This window comes from Pedobacter sp. GSP4 (genome assembly GCF_051857575.1).
In the GTDB taxonomy this organism is placed as follows: Bacteria; Bacteroidota; Bacteroidia; order Sphingobacteriales; family Sphingobacteriaceae; genus Pedobacter.
Genome location: NZ_JBPZIR010000002.1, coordinates 487,955 through 506,864 on the forward strand (window position 1 = coordinate 487,955; position 18,910 = coordinate 506,864).

General features: G+C 38.0%; 19 protein-coding genes. 6 read left to right on the forward strand and 13 right to left on the reverse strand.

The window, feature by feature from the left end; all coding sequences use genetic code 11:
* Positions 1 to 236: 236 nt before the first annotated feature.
* The 4 genes from ACS5PU_RS05575 to ACS5PU_RS05590 all read right to left on the reverse strand — a co-directional run bounded on the left by ACS5PU_RS05575 (position 237) and on the right by ACS5PU_RS05590 (position 3,678).
* Positions 237 to 1,142, reverse strand: a complete 906-nt coding sequence (locus tag ACS5PU_RS05575) for a ribonuclease Z (RefSeq protein WP_439458601.1) — start codon at positions 1,140 to 1,142, stop codon at positions 237 to 239.
* Positions 1,143 to 1,216: 74 nt separating this feature from the next.
* Positions 1,217 to 1,594 (reverse strand): STAS domain-containing protein, encoded by a 378-nt coding sequence (locus ACS5PU_RS05580; protein WP_439458289.1) that lies wholly within the window; start codon positions 1,592 to 1,594, stop codon positions 1,217 to 1,219.
* A 43-nt stretch (positions 1,595 to 1,637) separates the two neighbouring features.
* On the reverse strand, positions 1,638 to 2,582 hold the full coding sequence (locus tag ACS5PU_RS05585; RefSeq protein WP_439458290.1) for a phosphoribosylaminoimidazolesuccinocarboxamide synthase: 945 nt from the start codon (positions 2,580 to 2,582) through the stop codon (positions 1,638 to 1,640).
* Between the two features lie 136 nt (positions 2,583 to 2,718).
* Positions 2,719 to 3,678 (reverse strand): PhoH family protein, encoded by a 960-nt coding sequence (locus ACS5PU_RS05590; RefSeq protein WP_439458291.1) that lies wholly within the window; start codon positions 3,676 to 3,678, stop codon positions 2,719 to 2,721.
* Between the two features lie 103 nt (positions 3,679 to 3,781).
* On the opposite strand from ACS5PU_RS05590, the gene ACS5PU_RS05595 reads away from it, so the two are divergent.
* From ACS5PU_RS05595 to ACS5PU_RS05605, 3 genes are all read left to right on the forward strand, one after another.
* Positions 3,782 to 4,561 (forward strand): SAM hydrolase/SAM-dependent halogenase family protein, encoded by a 780-nt coding sequence (locus tag ACS5PU_RS05595; protein WP_439458292.1) that lies wholly within the window; start codon positions 3,782 to 3,784, stop codon positions 4,559 to 4,561.
* Between the two features lie 122 nt (positions 4,562 to 4,683).
* The gene (locus ACS5PU_RS05600; protein ID WP_439458293.1) at positions 4,684 to 5,208 is read left to right on the forward strand and encodes a hypothetical protein; all 525 of its coding nucleotides are present in this window, start codon (positions 4,684 to 4,686) and stop codon (positions 5,206 to 5,208) included.
* Positions 5,209 to 5,229: 21 nt separating this feature from the next.
* Positions 5,230 to 5,376 carry a hypothetical protein gene (locus ACS5PU_RS05605; RefSeq protein WP_439458294.1) on the forward strand — a complete coding sequence of 49 codons (147 nt, stop codon included), beginning with the start codon at positions 5,230 to 5,232 and terminating at the stop codon, positions 5,374 to 5,376.
* Position 5,377: 1 nt separating this feature from the next.
* On the opposite strand, the gene ACS5PU_RS05610 is transcribed toward ACS5PU_RS05605, so the two are convergent.
* The 7 genes from ACS5PU_RS05610 to rpsO all read right to left on the reverse strand — a co-directional run bounded on the left by ACS5PU_RS05610 (position 5,378) and on the right by rpsO (position 15,189).
* Positions 5,378 to 6,613, reverse strand: a complete 1,236-nt coding sequence (locus ACS5PU_RS05610; RefSeq protein ID WP_439458295.1) for a DUF1015 domain-containing protein — start codon at positions 6,611 to 6,613, stop codon at positions 5,378 to 5,380.
* Positions 6,614 to 6,799: 186 nt separating this feature from the next.
* Positions 6,800 to 7,750, reverse strand: coding sequence for a D-2-hydroxyacid dehydrogenase (locus ACS5PU_RS05615; protein WP_439458296.1), 951 nt, complete (start codon positions 7,748 to 7,750; stop codon positions 6,800 to 6,802).
* 67 nt (positions 7,751 to 7,817) lie between these two features.
* On the reverse strand, positions 7,818 to 8,891 hold the full coding sequence (gene serC, locus ACS5PU_RS05620) for a 3-phosphoserine/phosphohydroxythreonine transaminase (protein WP_439458297.1): 1,074 nt from the start codon (positions 8,889 to 8,891) through the stop codon (positions 7,818 to 7,820).
* Between the two features lie 249 nt (positions 8,892 to 9,140).
* Positions 9,141 to 11,567, reverse strand: a complete 2,427-nt coding sequence (locus ACS5PU_RS05625) for a TonB-dependent receptor (protein ID WP_439458298.1) — start codon at positions 11,565 to 11,567, stop codon at positions 9,141 to 9,143.
* A 130-nt stretch (positions 11,568 to 11,697) separates the two neighbouring features.
* Positions 11,698 to 12,369: a ribulose-phosphate 3-epimerase gene (rpe, locus tag ACS5PU_RS05630; protein WP_439458299.1), complete on the reverse strand. Its 672-nt coding sequence runs from the start codon at positions 12,367 to 12,369 to the stop codon at positions 11,698 to 11,700.
* A 223-nt stretch (positions 12,370 to 12,592) separates the two neighbouring features.
* Positions 12,593 to 14,728, reverse strand: coding sequence for a polyribonucleotide nucleotidyltransferase (gene pnp, locus ACS5PU_RS05635; RefSeq protein WP_439458300.1), 2,136 nt, complete (start codon positions 14,726 to 14,728; stop codon positions 12,593 to 12,595).
* A gap of 176 nt (positions 14,729 to 14,904) precedes the next feature.
* Entirely contained in the window at positions 14,905 to 15,189 is a 285-nt protein-coding gene (gene rpsO, locus ACS5PU_RS05640) for a 30S ribosomal protein S15 (protein ID WP_047797868.1), read from the reverse strand.
* Positions 15,190 to 15,370: 181 nt separating this feature from the next.
* Between rpsO and ACS5PU_RS05645 the strand changes: the two genes are divergently transcribed.
* Positions 15,371 to 15,922 (forward strand): hypothetical protein, encoded by a 552-nt coding sequence (locus ACS5PU_RS05645; RefSeq protein ID WP_439458301.1) that lies wholly within the window; start codon positions 15,371 to 15,373, stop codon positions 15,920 to 15,922.
* 108 nt (positions 15,923 to 16,030) lie between these two features.
* Here ACS5PU_RS05645 and ACS5PU_RS05650 read toward each other — a convergent pair whose 3' ends face one another.
* Positions 16,031 to 16,378, reverse strand: coding sequence for a hypothetical protein (locus ACS5PU_RS05650; protein WP_439458302.1), 348 nt, complete (start codon positions 16,376 to 16,378; stop codon positions 16,031 to 16,033).
* 137 nt (positions 16,379 to 16,515) lie between these two features.
* Entirely contained in the window at positions 16,516 to 16,719 is a 204-nt protein-coding gene (locus tag ACS5PU_RS05655; RefSeq protein ID WP_439458303.1) for a hypothetical protein, read from the reverse strand.
* Between the two features lie 104 nt (positions 16,720 to 16,823).
* Between ACS5PU_RS05655 and ACS5PU_RS05660 the strand changes: the two genes are divergently transcribed.
* Positions 16,824 to 17,243 carry an acyl-CoA thioesterase gene (locus ACS5PU_RS05660; RefSeq protein WP_439458304.1) on the forward strand — a complete coding sequence of 140 codons (420 nt, stop codon included), beginning with the start codon at positions 16,824 to 16,826 and terminating at the stop codon, positions 17,241 to 17,243.
* 227 nt (positions 17,244 to 17,470) lie between these two features.
* Positions 17,471 to 18,895 (forward strand): MATE family efflux transporter, encoded by a 1,425-nt coding sequence (locus tag ACS5PU_RS05665; RefSeq protein WP_439458305.1) that lies wholly within the window; start codon positions 17,471 to 17,473, stop codon positions 18,893 to 18,895.
* Positions 18,896 to 18,910 lie beyond the last annotated feature (15 nt).

Genomic DNA, 18,910 nt, shown 5'->3' on the forward strand with positions numbered 1-18,910 from the left:
GGCTTTTTTTATTGGTGGATTGTTAGCTAGCAATGGGATCTATGAAGCAAAATGGCAAAACTCCTTCCAAAATTGTCATCCTGAGCGCAGTCAAAGGATCTTTCTTTCGATGATTCATTATTTGCCGCGGAAACACAGATTTGCACGGAAACCACAAACTTAAATGGCAAAACTCCTTCAGGATTGTCATCCTGAGCGTAGTCGAAGGGTCTTACTGGACTATTTTTTTTAAAAGTTTAAAGCTGAAAAGTTCTTCCCTCTACTGCCAGTTCAGTATTTTCGAAAACGGACTGTGCTTCTTCAAAAAGCATTTGGAGTGTTTTGTAACGCGAAGAAAAATGTCCAATCAATAACTTATTTGCCCCGTTTATTTTGGCCACTTCAGCAGCCTGTAATGCAGTAGTATGATGGGTTTCTTTGGCCCGATCTAACAGGTCGTGCATAAAAGTAGCTTCATGGTAAAGTGTATTACAGCCTTTTATAGTAGCAAAATACCTTTCATCAAAGAGCGTATCCGAACAATAAGCATACGATCTTGGTGGATCCGCTTCAACAGTATAATCTTCGCTCCGTAAAATATCACCATTCGGCAATTCTACATCCATTCCCTTTTTTAAAACCGTGTAATAAGCCATCGGAACATCGTCTGTCTTTTCTTTGATCAATTTACGCTGTCTTTTTTTCTGCTGAAAAATAAATCCTGTTGTAGGAATGCGGTGATTTAAAATTATGGTTTTAACCACCAAGTCGCTGTTTTCGAAAATCTGACAGGATTCGTCGGCCTCAATGGGCACAAAAACAATCGGGTATCTCAACACCGTATCCGAATATTTAAACTGGATTTCGAGAATTTCCAACAAGGGTGCAGGGCCGAAAATCTGCATGGGTTTTATCCGGCCGTTTAAATGCAGGCTGGACAATAATCCGATTAAGCCAAAATAATGGTCGCCATGTAAGTGACTGATAAAAATATAATCGATCCTTGCGGCTTTAAGGTTGTATTTGATTAACTGTTGTTGTGTGCCCTCACCGCAATCGATTAAATAGTATTTTTCATTACAATTTAAAAGCTGTGCTGATGGATTCCTGTTAAAAACGGGAGTTGCAGAACTGCTTCCTAAAATTGTAACTTCAAATTTCATCATGATTAAGATATAAAAAGCCTCGTAGATTTTTTAGAAACTACGAGGCCGAAATACGATTTATAATATTTTTTTTATTTAGCGCCTCTGAATTCTTTTTCCAATTCATCCATGAAGATGAAATCGGTTGCTTCTTCCAATGTATTAACAAACGTTACAGATTGAAATATGTTTGACAATTCGATAATTGGTGCCAATTCATCATTGATTCCAGTAACGATAAACAATCCACCTGCCGATTTACAAAGCCTGTCGCCAACCAAAAGGCAGCTTAAATCCTGTGCATCATTGCATTCTTTCACATAGCTCAAATCAACAATAATATTCTTAAATCCTTCTGCATTAAGTAAATACAATTCTGATTTTAAACCTGGAGCATTATCGTTTGTAAACTTAGGTTCCTTTAACTTTAAGGTTACATATTTATCGTGTTTATCTACTGAAAATTTCATCTCTCTAATCTTTATTCTACTAATGTATAAATTTCTTTCGAATTTAAAGTTTTTCTAAAGCGTTTAAAACATTAGCCTCAATGCGGCTCGAAATGGCATCTGCATCGGCTTTTACAAATGTTTCGCCAACAATCTGCTCATAAAGTTCGATGTAACGCTCTGATATTGAATTTACAATTTCAGGGGTCATTTCTGGTACAACCTGTCCATCTTTACCCTGAAAACCATTTTCAATTAGCCATTTTCGAACAAATTCTTTTGATAGCTGTTTTTGCGCCTCATTGTTGTCTTGGCGTTCCTGGTATCCTTCTGCATAAAAATAACGTGAAGAATCTGGCGTGTGGATTTCATCAATCAGGTAAATTACGCCATCGGCAGCACCAAATTCGTATTTGGTATCTACTAAAATTAATCCGCTTTTTGCCGCGATTTCAGTTCCACGTTGATATAGGGCATAAGTATATTGTTCCAGTTTCTCGTAATCTGTTAAAGAAACAATTCCTTTAGCCAATATATCTTCTCTCGAAATATCTTCATCGTGCCCAACTGAAGCTTTGGTTGTTGGCGTAATAATCGGCTGGAGAAGTTTATCATTTTCTTTTAAACCCTCAGGTAAAGCCACGCCGCAAACTGAACGTTTACCGGCACTGTACTCGCGCCATGCATGGCCAGCCAAGTAGCCCCTAATTACCATTTCTACTTTAAACGGCTCGCAGATACGGCCAATGGTAACCATTGGATCTGGCACATCTAAAACCCAGTTAGGGACGATATCCTGTGTAGCAGATAAAAATTTTGCTGCAATCTGATTCAATACCTGGCCCTTAAATGGAATGGCCTCTGGTAATACAACGTCAAATGCAGAAATACGATCTGATACGACCATTACCATAAATTGATCGGCTACGGTATACACATCGCGAACTTTACCTTTGTAAAAATTGCTCTGGTTTGGAAAATTAAAGTGGGTTTCTTTTAGTGCTTTCATGAGGCCGTAAAAATAGGGAAAAAGTCCGAAAGTCCGAAGACCGGAGTCGGATGATAAAAGTTATAAAAAGCAAAAGTCCGAAGTAGTTCTGTTGTAAAGACTTAAACTTCGGACCTCTGGCTCTCTGACTTCCGTCTTATTGGATATCCCCGTAAGCTTTCAAGATATCTTTCACCAGTTTATGACGAACAACATCTTCTCCACTCAGGTAAATAATATCAATGCCTTTAATGTCTTCTAAAATCCTTAGTCCATTAAACAGGCCCGACATTTGTTTCTTAGGTAAATCTACCTGTGTTACATCACCGGTAACGATAAATTTTGCGGTTGGGCCCATACGGGTCAAAAACATTTTTAACTGCATGTCCGTCGCATTTTGTGCCTCATCTAAAATCACAAAGCAGTTATCCAGCGTACGTCCACGCATAAATGCCAAAGGAGCAATCTCTATGGTGCGGTTTTCGATGTAAAACTTTAATTTCTCTGCAGGGATCATATCATCCAGCGCATCGTAAAGCGGGCGTAGATACGGATCGATTTTCTCTTTTAAATCGCCAGGTAAAAAGCCAAGGTTCTCCCCTGCCTCAACAGCCGGACGGGTTAAAATAATCCGCTTAATTTCTTTATTCTTCAATGCCCTTACCGCTAAGGCTACAGCTGTATATGTTTTACCTGTTCCGGCCGGACCGATGGCAAATAATATATCATTTTTGGCAATACTGCTCACCATTTTACGCTGATTTGCCGTTCTTGCTTTAACCAATAAGCCGTTTGTACCGAAAACAATCACCTCGCCACCGCCCCCGGTTGGTTGTTCTACATCTTTTTTTGCCACACCAGCAGCCTTTGCGCCCAGTATAGATTCGACATCGTTATTGGTTAGTGAGCTATACTTTTCGAGATGGGCAATCAGCTGGTTAAACTTCTCTTCAAAAGCTTTAAGTTCCTGTTCATCACCGAGAACCTTAACATCACTTCCTCTCGCTACCAGTTTCAACTTCGCGAAAGCACCTTTAATCATTTCGTAATTCTCGTTATTCGGCCCCCAAAAGTGAGCAGGATTTACGGTATCCAGAGTTAATTTTAATTCGTTCAAACTGTAGTATTTTAAAAAGTTATCGGGGTATATTAATTAAAATTTGAATATTTGCAGACGCTTAGGCCTGTACACAAGAATAAGCAATAATAATGAATTTTTAATGGGGATAATTACTTTAACAACAGATTTAGGTTCAAAAGATTTTTACCAGAGCGCGCTCAAAGGTAGTCTGCTGAGCCTTATGCCTAATGTTAATTTAGTTGATATTACCCATGAGGTTCCATCTTTTAATATTTCGTATGCAGCCTTTGTTTTAAAGAATGCCTATCCTTATTTTCCTAAAAACACGGTACACTTAATCGGTATTGATTCTGTATATAGCGAAAACACGAAATATATTGCCGTAAAACACCGCGACCACTATTTTGTAGGAGCTGATAATGGTATTTTCTCGCTTCTTTTTGATGATACCCCGGAAGATGTGGTGGAGTTAAATATTATGCAGGATTTAAAATACCTCCACTTCCCGTTGGTCGATATTTTTGTTAAAGCAGCAACACATTTGGCTAAAGGCGGAAAACTCAAAGAAATAGGTTTGCCGGTTGCCGAGATTGAGCAGAAAATGCTTTTGCACCCGGTTATAGAAAAAGACGTGATCCGCGGCAGCGTAGTTTACATTGATACTTTTTGCAACGTAATTACCAATATTACCAAAGATTTATTTACCCGAATCCAAAAGAACAGGGATTTTACTTTATACTTTAGAAAAAGCGAAACCATTACCCAACTGAGCTGGCATTATAACGAAGTGCAGGAAGGAGAAAAACTGTGTTTATTCGGCATCAGTAACCACCTCGAAATTGCCATTAACAAAGGTAAGGCCAGTGGCTTATTGGGCCTGCACCTCGGCGATATCGTGCGGGTTGAGTTTCATCCATAGGGAACTAAAAGCTGAAAGACCAAGGCTGAAAGCTGAAAGACTGAAGTTCATAGTTTAATTCAGCACCAAGTATTTATTGGAAGTATGGCAAACAACTTCTACCTGATTGATGTTTATTGCACATGAAGAAATATTTCTATCTATTTTCAATCCTACTATTCAGTTATCAGGCTTTTTCGCAACAAGATACCAGCGCATATACTGCACAACGGGCTAAAATAAACACCTTACTGGCAGAACGAAGCGCAAAGTTTGGCCAATATGATGAAAGTTTAAACCAACGTACCGGAATTTTTGGCTGGCAAACGAAGCGAGATATTAAAAATTCCAATGAAATTCTACGGCAGGTGGTGTTAACAGACAATAATATTTTTAAGGAATTAAAGGTATTAATGGATTATAAAGATCTACAGAACCAACAAAAGGTAGCTGTGGCCGATCATTCGCAAGAACGGATAGAAAAGTACATGCAGACAATTAAACGGTTGCAAGATCAGAATGAACAGCTCAAAGCGGAATCGGATAAAAGAAACGAAGGGAATTTATCAACCTACATTATTGTCTTTTTGCTATTGATTATGGCAGGTGGTTTTTATTTCTTCAGTAAAAAATTAAAGAAGTATGAAGCTGCCAGAGCAAAAATTTAATGAAACCATTTAAAAAACACCATGAAAAAAGCGTTGTTTAAAGTACTGCTTAAAATTAATAATGCGATTTTACCAAGTCTGTATAAAAAAGACCCCAATAAACTCAGCACCATTCAAAAGGCTATTTTAGGTTACCGATATTGGGTATTAACGCAATCTTTACCCTAAATTATTTACCAAAACGGTGTGTTAGAAGCCCGACCAAAAACTTCGGTTCAACCCATGTCGATTTGGGCGGCATCACCTCTCCTGCATCTGCAACATCGATTAATTGGTTTATCGAAATCGGATTGAGGATGAAAACAGCTGCATCCAACTCTTGGTCAACACGTTCTTGCATGGCTTTTACGCATGCTTTTCCGCCTTCAAATCTTATTCTTGGGTCTGTTCTTGGATCTTGAATGTTTAAAACAGGTACCAATATAAAATCCTGCAGAATTTTCACATCCAATACACTTACCGGATTGTTATGGTAGGTATGTTTTTTAGCCGTTAAACTGTACCATCCCGATTTAAGGTACAAGGCAAACTGATGGAGTTGCTTAGGCCGCTCCATTTTTTCAGTTTCTCTGATATCAAAATCAGCTTTTATTTTTTCGAGGAAAGCTTGGTCGGTTAAACCTGCCAAATCGTTAATTACCCGGTTGTATTCCAATATCTGTAACTGCTCATTATCCATATAAACCGTTGTAAAAAAGTCTGAGGATAATTTTTTGTCGTCTCCCTCCTTTTTCCGGTTCGAACTCATTTTCGCCATTGAAGCCAGCCGGTGATGCCCATCGGCAATGTAAACCGTGCCGATTTCGGCAAAAGCGCTCACCAGAATTTCCAAATCTTCATCTTGATCAATTGCCCAAACTTTATGCTGGGTATGATCGGCATAGGTGAAATCAATGATGGGTTTATCCTCCAAATATTTAGCTATAACCGACTTAATGGTTACGTTGGGCGGGTAAGTGATAAGCACAGGATTTGCATCTAAACCTGTTTCCTGTAAATAATCGGCCAGTAGTTTTTCCCTCGAAGGCAGTGTTAACTCATGCCGCTTGATGTTCCCGTTTAAATAATCGCTAATGTGCGTTAAGGTCCATATACCTGTTTGCACCACACCCCCATCTATAAGCTGGTATATATAAATTGCCGCTTTTTCTTCGGTAATGAGCACTTTATTGTCCAAAAAACTATCTAGGTTATCGCTAATGGTTTTATAAAGTAGTTCAGGTTTGCAAACAGTTAAATTGGGGTTACTGAGCTCGGGATTGGTTAGGTGTAAAAAGCTAATATCGTTTTCTGCCACCATTTGTTTGGCTTCTTCTTGTGCATAATTTTCTATAGGCCTGGTTACAACGTGGCTAAGCAAGGCAGCATCAGCTTTTAAGGCACAAAAAGGTTTAATTAATGGCATTTAAAATACTTTTAATCAATAGGTTAGCACTTAAAATAGTTAATCATAAGCTTGTCACAATATACTACAAGTTCTCCGCAATAGATTGACCAAAAATGCTCAAATAGTTATACAATTTTAGCCACATTTTAGCAAAAAAAAACCTTCAGCGCAATGCCGAAGGTTTTAAAAGAATATGTAAACTTCTTATTTCTTAAAGTGTTCAATAATCAAAGTAGCCAATTCTGTTCCGATACGTTCTTGAGCTTCATTGGTTGATGCGCCGATATGCGGTGTTAAAGAAATTTTTGGGTGGGTTAAAATTTCTGCCAATGGTGTAGGCTCATTATCAAAAACGTCTAAACCTGCAAAAGCTACTTTGCCCGAGTTTAATGCTTCGATTAAAGCCGGTTCATCTATTGTTCCTCCGCGCGAGCAGTTAACAATACCTACGCCGTTTTTCATTTTAGCAAATTCTTCGGCTCCTAAAATAGGCTTATCCGCAAATGGTGTGTGCAAACTGAAGAAATCACTTCCCTTAATTACCTCGTCTAAAGAAACGGTTTTGATCGGAATGCTTACCGATTGTCCGCCTTGAAATTCTAAAGTAATTTCAGTTTCTGAAGGATATAAATCATAAGCTAAAACATTCATGCCCAAGCCCAGTGCTACTTTTGCTGTTGCACGACCAATACGGCCGAAACCAATAATACCAATGGTTTTGCCGCTTAATTCGGTTCCTTTAGCATAAGCTTTCTTTAGGTTGTTAAACTGGCTGGCACCTTCTATAGGCATTTTACGGTTGGCATCCTGTAAAAACCTTATACCAGTAAACAAATGTGAAAATACCAGTTCGGCTACTGATAATGAAGATGCAGCTGGTGTATTTACCACAGCAATACCCTGGCTACGGGCATATTCCACATCAATATTATCCATACCTACACCGCCTCTACCAATTAATTTAATGTTTGGTACAGCATCGATTAATTCTTTTCTAACTTTTGTTGCACTACGAACGGTAATTGCATCATAGTTTTTTAAAGCTTCTGCCAGTTTATCCTGTGCTACAGTTTCTGTATCAACCTGAAAACCTGCTTTTTCCAATAATTCTTTTCCGATAGGATCAATCCCGTCGTTCGCTAATATTTTAAACATTGTTACATATGATTGCACAGCTTAACGGTTACTGATGAACCGATTAAGCCGTGGTTATAATTTGATATTAATTTGCTTTTGCCTGTTTTTCTTCAAATGACTGCATGGCATCAATTAAAGCATGAACACTTGTAATCGGTAGTGCATTATACATTGATGCACGGAAACCGCCAACACTTCTGTGGCCTTTAATACCTACAATACCTTGTTCTTCTGCATATTTCAGGAAAGGTTTTTCCAGTTCAGCATTTTCCATTACGAAACAAACATTCATTCTTGAACGGTCTTCTAATGCGCAGGTACCTTTAAATAAAGGATTACGGTCAATCTCTCTGTAAATTGCCTCAGCCTTTTGTTTGTTTTCTTTTTCAATTTCGGCCACACCACCTTTTGATTTTAACCAACGGAGGTTTAATAAGGCCACATAAATAGAGAAAACCGGTGGCGTATTGTACATTGAACCATTATCGATGTGCGATTGATAATTTAACATCGAAGGAATTTTACGGTCTATTTTACCTAAAATTTCATCTTTAACAATTACGATGGTTAAACCTGCAGGACCAACGTTTTTCTGTGCACCCGCATAAATCAGGTCGAACTGAGAAACATCAATCACACGGCTCATAATATCAGAAGACATATCGCAAACTACAGGAACGCTTGTTTTAGGCGCATCGAAAAGCTCTGTACCGTAAATGGTATTGTTCGAGGTATAGTGGAAATAAGCACTATCTGCAGGAATTTCAAAACCCTTAGGTATAAAAGTATAGTTGGCATCTTTTGAAGAAGCCACTACATTTACGTTGCCTACAAATTTAGCTTCTTTTAAAGCTTTGGTAGCCCAAACGCCTGAATCTAAATAGCTAGCTGTTTGTCCATCGCCCAATAAGTTCATTGGCACCATTGCAAACTGCAAACTTGCACCGCCCTGTAAAAATAAAACGGAATAACCCGATGGCACATTTAATAATTCTTTTACCAACTTATCAGCTTCAGCAACAACTGCCTCAAATTCGGTTGTTCTGTGCGAAATTTCTAAAATTGATAATCCATCGTTAAAATCTAAAACAGCCTGAGCTGCTTGTTTAAACACTTCTTGAGGTAAAATACAAGGGCCTGCGCCAAAATTATGCTTCATCTTATTATATAATGTTTTATGGCCGTAAATGTAAAATTTTTAAAGCAGTTATGCCTATAAAATCGTATCATAAAAAATTAAATTTTGTTAAAAAAAAGCCTAAAATACGTTGGTTTATTGCAGTTTTTACAATTAAAACGTTTAACTGGAATTGACGGTTTTCTGTACCTCATTTGCCCCACACTTGGGCCAAGCCGAACCCAGTATACAGTTTGGTTCGTTGGAATGGTATATTTGCGGATTAACGCGTTAGGGTTTGTTTTTAAGCCTAACAATGAGCTTTAAATTAAACTGCCTCCCGGTTAAATAGTTCGGAATGGCATACTGTACATTGTCTACATCCTTTAGCCAGAGATAGGAAACGGTATTATTGATGTTGAGCATATTGAAAACCTCGAAAAACAAGATCACTGCACTGAAATTCTGATCTAAAAATTTAGGCTTATGCAGTGCAGCATCATCCAGAAAATCCTTAGAGAAACCGATGTCTACCCGTTTATATGAGGGGATAAAAAACTTATCCAGGTACCTTGGGCTTTCTGAAGGACCAATCGGCAATCTAGCGCCATATAAGGCGTTTAAGTGCACTTTATAGGTTGGACTGTTCAACAATCTATCTTGAAAAAAAATTGAAAAATTTAAACGTTGATCAGTAGGCCGTTTTAAGTATCCAGGATAAATAACTACGCCATTTTGCACATAACTATCGCCAACAATATCCTCATTTGCATGCATTACCGACATCCTGAAATACGAAACCAGATCTTTAACAAACTCACCGCCAATACTAAAATCAGCACCGTAGGCGTAGCCATGCGAAACCTCATTTGCGAGATATTTAATCCGCAGATTATCAATCTTGTACGGGATTAACCGGTCTGAGTATTTAAAATAAGCTTCTGAAGTAAATTTCAAACGCGTTCCAAAAGCATCAAAGGCATATTCGTAACCTAAAGAGGTATTATAAGAACTTTGGGCTTTCTGATTGATATTTAAAACACCAGAAAAATCGCGGATTGTTCTATACGATGGTGGCTGTTTGTAAACCCCTGCGGTAAACCTTAAAATTTTGTTATTGGAATTAGGCCGGTAGGCAATCAACATCCTCGGACTAATGAGCAGCTGCCTACTTAAAGAACTGTAAGTTGTGCGGGCTCCCAATTGCAGCTCGGCAGAATTGGAAAGCGAATAACTGTCCTGGATATAAGCGCTGTAATTTTTAATATCAATATTATTATTAACGTTGATTACATTTTGCAGCACAATATTTTTATTGCGATTTGGCAAGATAAACCCCGCAGAATCAGTATAGTTATATTCATTTAACTGATCGTCGTATTTAGATTTATCGAACTTAAGCCCCCAAGAAAAAACGTGGTTGTTAAAGTTCTGATCTACCTTAATTTCTGAAGCGAAAACCTGTGTATTTAAGCTGTTTCTTCCGTAGTTATAGTAACTGCCTATACCCCTATTTTTAACAATTGGCCCAAAATTTTCAGCTGCGAAGCTGTTATCCACTTCATCAAAAATATAGCTTCCGTTGATATCGAAACGTTCTCTTTCAATGGTATTAAAATAGCTGTTAATAAATTTAACCACAAGGTTTGCCCTTGGCGAATAAGTTGCTGTTACGGCACTTCCAAAGGTTTGATAATCATCTATTTCCTGTCCGGTGTAATCTACATTTAGCCTTAGTGTAGTACTTAACGTGCCAAACTGGGTTTCCCTGTTGGTAGGGATCAGTTTAAACTGGCCAATATTAAAATTACCCAAAAAGCTGAGGTTAAATTTAGGGGAAAAATCGTATTGGTACAGGATCTGACCATCGGCATAATTGGGGCTGTAGCTCCCTTTTTCATCCTGTTTGATTAAAATATTCGAATTGTTTTTGTAACGCAAACCGCTAAGCAAAAAGCTCTTTTTAAATATCCGCTTTGCTGTTAACGAAGTATTCAGCAAACTTGTGCTTAGAATGGTCTGGTTACTGTCAGGCTTATCGTATTTAATATCCAAAATAGAGGATAACTTATCACCATATTTAGCTTCGAAGCCACCGGCAGAGAATTTTGCCTTACTTACCAGATCAGAATTGATAAAGCTTAAGCCCTCCTGCTGCCCGTTGCGGATCAGTACGGGCCGGTTTATTTCCACATCGTTGATGTAAATTAAATTTTCATCAAAATTACCTCCTCTAACGCTATACTGCGCACTTAATTCGTTATTTGTAGATACGCCGGGCAGGGTTTTGAGCATGGTTTCAAAATTGCCTGATACCAAGGGCATAAATGAAACATCGGCAATATTAATGGTTGTGGTATTGCTCAGTTGGTTCTGCTTATTGGTGATATTTACCTGCTCCAGTTCATTAATATTGGCCACCAAATTTACCTGTTGGGTTATTCTTGCACCCGAACGTTCGTTAAATTTGATGGTTTGAGGCTGATAACCCAATAGTGTATATTTAATGCTAAATGCTTTCGATTTTGAATAGATCGTATACATCCCAAATTCATCTGTAACGGTAGATTGTGCCTGTCCTAAAACAATTACGGTAACCTGCGCCAAGGGTAATTTTTCTTGGCTATAAACTATCCCCGAAACCCTAACTAATGGCTGGGCAACAGCTAAACTACAGCCAGCAATTAAAAGAAATAGGATTAGCCGAAATTTGAGCATTTTTTAGTAGCAAGATAAATTGGGTATCAAGGTTGAGTATCAAAATACTAGCATCAAGACGTTAATAACAAGTACAAGCTATCTTAACTCCCACTTGGTTTCAACAAAACAATTTAGCAATAAAAACAATTTAAACATTTACGCTTTTATTGGTTAGTTGCTTCATTTTAGCAATGGTTTCAGTCGGGCTTTCTGTTGCAAAAATTGCATTTCCGGCCACAAAAGCGTTGGCACCTGCTGATACTAATGTAGCAATATTTTGCAAACCAACGCCACCATCTACCTCAATTATTAAATCGTCATTAATGCCTTTAATCAATGCCTTCAGATCCTGTATTTTTTTATAGGTGTTGTGAATAAAAGCCTGACCGCCAAACCCCGGATTAACAGACATGATCAGTACCAGATCCAGGTCTTCAATTACATCCTGCAGTAATGTTACCGGTGTATGCGGATTTAAAGCCACCCCAGCTTTACAGCCAAAAGATTTGATCAGCTGAATGGTGCGGTGCAAGTGCGTACAGGCTTCGTAATGAACCGTGATGCGATCGGCCCCTGCCTTGGCAAAATCCTCAATATATTTATCGGGCTCAACAATCATCAAATGTACATCTAAAAGTTTTGTAGCATGTTTTTTAACTACAGCCATTACCGGGAAACCAAAAGAAATATTCGGAACAAAAACGCCATCCATTACATCCACATGAAACCAATCGGCTTCACTTTGGTTAATCATTTCTATATCGCGCTGTAGGTTGCCAAAATCGGCCGAAAGTATGGATGGGGCAATAATGTATTTCATATTTTTATGTGTTTCATCATTGCAAGACAGGAATTAAACCTAATATAAGAGCAATATTATCACTAATAATGCTTTGTTCCCCTGCAATGATGATATTTCTATCAAGGGCAAGTTACAAAATCATTGTTAAACAAAATAGTCAACAACAAAAAACCCTTTCAGCTAACTGAAAGGGTTTTCGTTATTGAGATGCTGAAACAAGTTCAGCATGACATTTACCTAATTAAGCTTTTGGTGCAGCTGGTTTTTCAGGTCTTGGTAATAAAACTTTACGTGAAAGTTTCATTTTACCTTGTTTATCGATGTCTAACAATTTAACCTCGATTTTATCACCTTCTTTTAACACACCATCCATGGTTTCTAAACGCTCCCACGAAATTTCAGAGATGTGTAATAAACCATCTTTACCTGGCATTACTTCAACAAATGCTCCGAAAGGCATAATTGATTTTACTTTACCCTGGTAAATTTCGCCAATTTCTGGCTTAGCTACAATGTTACGGATACGGGTAACTGCTGCATCAATTGATGCTTTATTATCTGCAAATACTTCAACAATACCTTTACCATCAACTTCTTCGATAGAGATCGATGCACCGGTTTCGCGTTGCATTTCCTGAATGATTTTACCACCAGGGCCGATAATTGCACCAATAAATTCTTTATCAATAGTTAAAGAAACAATACGTGGAGCATGTGGTTTGTAATCCTCATTCGGCTGGCTGATGGTTTTCTTCATCTCGTTTAAGATGTGTAAACGACCTTCTTTAGCCTGCAATAAAGCTTTAGTTAAAACTTCGTACGATAAACCATTGATTTTTAAGTCCATTTGACAAGCAACAATACCATTTTCGGTACCAGTTACTTTAAAGTCCATATCACCTAAGTGATCTTCATCACCTAAGATATCAGAAAGGATAGCATATTTACCAGTTTTCTCGTCGGTAATTAAACCCATTGCGATACCTGAAACCGGAGATTTAATTTTAATACCGGCATCCATTAATGCCAATGTACCAGCACAAACTGTTGCCATTGATGATGAACCGTTAGATTCTAAAATATCAGAAACAACACGGATGGTGTAAGGATTTGCTTCACCTTGTGGCAATACTTTTTTCAATGAACGCTGTGCCAATGCACCGTGACCAATTTCGCGGCGGCCAGCACCTCTGTTCGGTCTTACCTCACCAGTTGAAAAACCAGGGAAGTTATAGTGCAATAAGAATTTTTGGTAACCATTAAAGAAAGCACCATCAATCATCTGCTCATCGTCTTTGCTACCCAAAGTAACCGAAGTTAAAGATTGGGTTTCGCCACGTGTAAATACAGCCGAACCGTGAGCAGCAGGTAAATAACCAACTTCGCTCCATATCGGACGGATTTCGGTAGTTTTACGGCCATCTAAACGGATACCTTCATCCAACAACAGATTTCTAATGGCATCATACTGAACATCATGGTAATAATGTTTAGCCATTGCCTTAGTTAAATCTGCTGTATCTTCTGGCATTGCTTCGAAAAATTCGTTGATGATGTTAGTGAAACCAACTTTACGCTCGTCTTTGTTCGATCCAGATTTTGCTACTGCATAAACTTTATCGTAAGTATCAGCATAAACCTTTGCTTTTAAATCAGCATCGTGGTCTTCGTGGCTGTATTCGCGTTTTACCGTTTTACCTGTAGCTTCTGTTAATTCAACCTGAATAGCACATTGAACTTTAATTGCATCGTGTGCAAATTTTAAAGCCTCAACCATTTCGTCTTCCTGAATCTCATCGCACTCACCCTCAACCATGCCAATATCATTAGCCGAACCAGCAACCATAAACTCCAAAGTAGCACGCTCTAAATCGCTGGCATATGGATTGATTACCAATTTACCATCAATTTTAGCTACACGTACTTCAGAAATCGGACCGTTGAAAGGAATATCAGAAACTGATAATGCAGCCGATGCAGCTAAACCAGCTAAACAATCAGGCATGATATTTTTATCAGCAGAAATTAATGAAATCATCACCTGCGTATCAGAGTGATAATCTGAAGGGAACATTGGGCGTAAAGCTCTATCTACTAAACGCGAAATTAAAACCTCGTAATCAGATAATCTTGCTTCACGACGTAAAAATCCACCCGGTATACGGCCAGTAGCCGCGTATTTTTCTTGATAATCAACCGATAAAGGTAAAAAATCGGTACCTGGTTTAGCACCTACTGTTGATACAACTGTTGCCAACAACATAGTATCGCCCATTTTTACTACAACCGAACCATCAGCTTGTTTAGCCAATTTACCAGTTTCAATTTCGATTGTTCTGCCATCGCCCAAATCGAACGATTTTTTTATTACATTCATTTAAATAGAATTATGATGTGTTTTCCTCTTTCTACACACCGTTGTTTATATATGTTTTTGTTTTTGCAAACGAAGATAGAATTAAAAAATCTATCTATGATAATCCACCGTTAAATTTTTTCGCTGGAAAGTAAAAAGCCATTCCCTAAAGAATGGCTTTTCTGATAAACTTACGCTTATTTTTGTTTAATGATATCACGCAACTGAAGAGTTTTGATGATAGCACGGTAGCGCTCAATATCTTTTTTGTATAGGTAAGCCAAAATACCGCGGCGTTTACCTACCAATTTTTGAAGTGACAACTGTGTAGAAAAATCTTTACGGTTTTTCTTTAAGTGTTCTGTTAAGTGCGCAATACGGTATGTAAATAACGCTACTTGACCTTCTGCAGAACCAGTATTGGTTTCTACTTCGCCGTGTTGTTTAAAGATTTCGGCTTTCTTTTCTGGACTTAAATACATTTCTTGAATAATATTAAAGCAATAAAAATTAATTAATTGTGCCGCAAAGATAAGGCTATTTTTGATTAAAAGCAAATGATCTCACATACAATCTTAAGCGCTTAAGATCTTGATTATTAGCGTAGCTAGTTACCTGAAGTTTTTTTTATTTTTAGAACTTAAATACCATTAATGCAAAGCGATGCAGAAACCGAAAATTAGCAAAGAACCAAAATTATCATTGAACGCCATTGTTGGCGTATGCGCTATAGTAACCAGTATTTGCGCAATCATTATAACACTATATCAAACCAGATTACAAAGAATCCAGCAATATGCATCCGTAAAACCGCTGTTGATAAGTTATTCAAATAGTTTTTCTGATAAAACAAGCGTTAACGACCAATCTTACCACTACGAACTTCTGATTGCAAATCAAGGCTTAGGCCCAGCAATTGTATCTGATTATTCCTTTTATTATAAATCAAAGCCTTATAAAAACATATCCGAAATTCTTAAACTCATCAAAACCGACAATAAATTAGATTCAACCAAAGCGGTAATGCTTACCAATTTATGGATAAATGAGGTACTGCCGGTTGGCGAAAAATTAAGCTTAATTAAAATAGATGATGTACGCCTAGGTCCATTGGTCGAAAAGTCTGATATTAAGATTATGGTTCGGTATAAATCTTTATACGGGCAAGAATGGCGATTTACCAGCGACAAATCGGAACCCCGGGAGATTGATTAATATTTTGATTCATAAATCTTCTTTTGCTGATTGCTTCAACCATGTCTTAGCAACAGGCTTTTGTAGAGTACTTAGTTTAACTTGAGGAAAATTGATCGCTGTAACAGCCTAATCTTTCTTGTTAATTCGCTCTAATTCCAAAACATCAAGCTGATCCTTCGGTCTATTGGTAGCCCGTTTATTATCCAAAAGATGGTTATAATGCAAAAATCTGGCTTTAATCCCATTAATTATATCTACAGTAGCTACTTCAAAATATTCGTCAAACTTTTGTTTATCAAGCCCAGGAATATCAGTCATTAAATCAGCATACATGCCATCATCCATTAAAACTTCACAATAACCGGCAATAATTGGAACATCCAATAACATATCATACCTGCCATAGCCCATTTTATCTAAGGCATAAATCAGATTTTGCCTGTTATTGCGGGTATCTTTCAGATAAATATCCAAATCGCCAGTAGTGCGGTTATAGCCATACCGATTAACAGCAAAACCACCAACAATCAGATAATCAACATAAACTGCTCAAATGTTTCCAATAACAAAAGCATTTCAGGGTTTTCTTTATCAAAAGACATAAAAGAAGATTATATGACCGGTTTACGGATAATGAGCCCCTTACCCTGAGGGGATTTTAAAGGCCTGCCGCCGTTCATGGTAACCGAAATATAATTAAGTTGTAGCACGCCGAAGAAGCGCTGCTCGGGAGTACGGCTCAAATAAACAATTTCACGCTCCTCAACTATGGTTTCGCGCGGAATTGTAATGTCGTATAATTTAAGTCTTCCCATTTCATATCAAAAATACGAAAAATAGATGAGACATCATTACATCAATACATCATTATGTCAAGATATCAAAACCTTATTTATACTTTTGCACAAAACATTTATCCTTGGAAAAGAATCAATATAGCATTTTCGAAAGCGAGTTACGTGTCCGTCCGGATGATATCGATATGTTTAACCACGTACACAACAGCAAATACCTGGATTATGTATTGGCTGCGCGTTACGAACAAATGGAGAAGTTTTACGGCATGCCCTGGGAACATTTCACCAAGCTGGGTTTAGGCTGGGTAGTAAGCCGTGTTGATATCAATTTCAAACGCCCTTTATTGATGAATGATCTTATGTTGATCAGGACCGGAATTTTAACCATGCACGAAAAAGGTTGTTCTGTTCAGTTCGAAATCATTAACAAAAAAACCGGCAAGGTAGCTTCGGATGGGATTTTTGACTACGTACTGATCGATTTAACAACCAACCGGGGAACAAAAGTTACCGAAGAGATGATTGAAGCTTATAGTATTTAAGAGCGCCTCCGTGGCAAAATTAACAATCAACTAAAATAATCGCCCTCAAAATTTGACGTCTAGAATTTTTCTTTATCTTTGATTTATCAAAAAGACCAGAGCCATGATAGTATCTGCAATCCGTTTGAGGTTCTAAACAAACCGAGGATTCCCTCCGTTTTTAAATTTTAGGTTTTTACGCTGCAAAGCGTATCATTTGGTTATTTACACATTTTTATCTTTTATATATGTCACAGTCCACAAAGGCACAGGGCAAACTATCTTCTTTTTTTGATGTATTGCTACAATCTTTAAAAGGTCACGAGGTCGACTTAACCTCAATCACAATAAAAAGGGCAATTATTTTATTGGCTATCCCCATGATGCTGGAAATGGCTATGGAATCTGTTTTTGCACTGGTTGATTTATATTTTGTTGGCCACCTCGAAAACAGCAGCAACGCCATTCAAACCGTTGGCTTAACCGAATCGGTCTTAACAATTATTTATTCCCTTGCCATTGGCTTAAGTATGGCTGCCACAGCCGTTGTAGCCAGGAGGATTGGTGAAAAGAATCCCGAAGCTGCATCGAAAGCGGGCATGCAAACCATTGTAATAGCAGTAAGCATTAACCTAATTATTAGTATTTTAGGATTAGTGTATGCAAGAGACATCCTGTTGTTAATGGGCGCAACTACCGAAACAGCCGACCATGGAACAAATTTCGTACGCATAATGATGGGCGGAAGCATAATTATCGTATTGCTTTTTTTAATAAACGGTATTTTTAGGGGAGCTGGTAATGCTGCAATTGCGATGCGCAGTTTATGGATCGCCAATATTGCCAACATCATTTTTTGCCCAATATTTATTAATGGCCTTGGCCCTATCCCGGCCTTCGGTTTAACAGGCGCTGCCATTGCCACAACTATTGGCCGTGGTTTAGGCGTTAGCTATCAGATATACAACCTGTTTAATGGAAAAAATGCATTAAAAATCCGGGTCAGTTATTTTATTCCAGATTTTGAACAGATAAAAGCCATTATCAAAATTGCTGCTCCGGCCATTTTTCAATTTGTAATTGCGAGTTGTAGCTGGGTATTCCTATCTGAATTGGTGGCGACAACTGGTGGCGACAAAGGATCAGCAGGTTACCAAACGGCATTAAGGCTAATGATGTTTTTTCTGCTTCCTGCATGGGGCTTAAGCAATGCTGCCGCAACACTGGTTGGCCAAAATTTAGGCGCAGGGCATATCGATCGCGCGGAAAAATCGGTATTCCAGACCATGAAATATACCATTGTATTTATGGCAATAGTTTGTGTTTTGTTTTTAACCTGCGGTCATTTTTTTGCTGCATTTTTCACTTCTGATAAAAAGGTGATCGAGATAGCAAGCGAGGCATTGAAAATTTTAAGCGTAGGCTTTATTATTTACGGAATGGGAATGGTATTAACCAGCGCCTTTAATGGTGCGGGCGACACCTGGACACCCACAAAAATCAATGTGGTTGCTTTCTGGCTTTTCCAGATCCCATTTGCATATTTACTGGCCAAACATTTCGAAATGGGTCCAAAAGGCGTATTTATTGCCATCCCAACTGCCGAAGTAGGTATTGCCATAGCAGCATTTATATTATTCAAAAAAGGAAAGTGGAAGAAAACAGTGGTTTAAACAGCTATTGAGTAA

Excerpts from the sequence above, each read along its gene's own strand:
- ACS5PU_RS05575 (WP_439458601.1), bottom strand. The coding sequence starts at position 1,142 with ATGAAATTTGAAGTTACAATTTTAGGAAGCAGTTCTGCAACTCCCGTT.
- ACS5PU_RS05580 (WP_439458289.1), bottom strand. The coding sequence starts at position 1,594 with ATGAAATTTTCAGTAGATAAACACGATAAATATGTAACCTTAAAGTTA.
- ACS5PU_RS05585 (WP_439458290.1), bottom strand. The coding sequence starts at position 2,582 with ATGAAAGCACTAAAAGAAACCCACTTTAATTTTCCAAACCAGAGCAAT.
- ACS5PU_RS05595 (WP_439458292.1), top strand. The coding sequence starts at position 3,782 with ATGGGGATAATTACTTTAACAACAGATTTAGGTTCAAAAGATTTTTAC.
- ACS5PU_RS05600 (WP_439458293.1), top strand. The coding sequence starts at position 4,684 with ATGAAGAAATATTTCTATCTATTTTCAATCCTACTATTCAGTTATCAG.
- ACS5PU_RS05605 (WP_439458294.1), top strand. The coding sequence starts at position 5,230 with ATGAAAAAAGCGTTGTTTAAAGTACTGCTTAAAATTAATAATGCGATT.
- ACS5PU_RS05610 (WP_439458295.1), bottom strand. The coding sequence starts at position 6,613 with ATGCCATTAATTAAACCTTTTTGTGCCTTAAAAGCTGATGCTGCCTTG.
- ACS5PU_RS05615 (WP_439458296.1), bottom strand. The coding sequence starts at position 7,750 with ATGTTTAAAATATTAGCGAACGACGGGATTGATCCTATCGGAAAAGAA.
- serC (WP_439458297.1), bottom strand. The coding sequence starts at position 8,891 with ATGAAGCATAATTTTGGCGCAGGCCCTTGTATTTTACCTCAAGAAGTG.
- ACS5PU_RS05625 (WP_439458298.1), bottom strand. The coding sequence starts at position 11,567 with ATGCTCAAATTTCGGCTAATCCTATTTCTTTTAATTGCTGGCTGTAGT.
- rpe (WP_439458299.1), bottom strand. The coding sequence starts at position 12,369 with ATGAAATACATTATTGCCCCATCCATACTTTCGGCCGATTTTGGCAAC.
- pnp (WP_439458300.1), bottom strand. The coding sequence starts at position 14,728 with ATGAATGTAATAAAAAAATCGTTCGATTTGGGCGATGGCAGAACAATC.
- rpsO (WP_047797868.1), bottom strand. The coding sequence starts at position 15,189 with ATGTATTTAAGTCCAGAAAAGAAAGCCGAAATCTTTAAACAACACGGC.
- ACS5PU_RS05645 (WP_439458301.1), top strand. The coding sequence starts at position 15,371 with ATGCAGAAACCGAAAATTAGCAAAGAACCAAAATTATCATTGAACGCC.
- ACS5PU_RS05655 (WP_439458303.1), bottom strand. The coding sequence starts at position 16,719 with ATGGGAAGACTTAAATTATACGACATTACAATTCCGCGCGAAACCATA.
- ACS5PU_RS05665 (WP_439458305.1), top strand. The coding sequence starts at position 17,471 with ATGTCACAGTCCACAAAGGCACAGGGCAAACTATCTTCTTTTTTTGAT.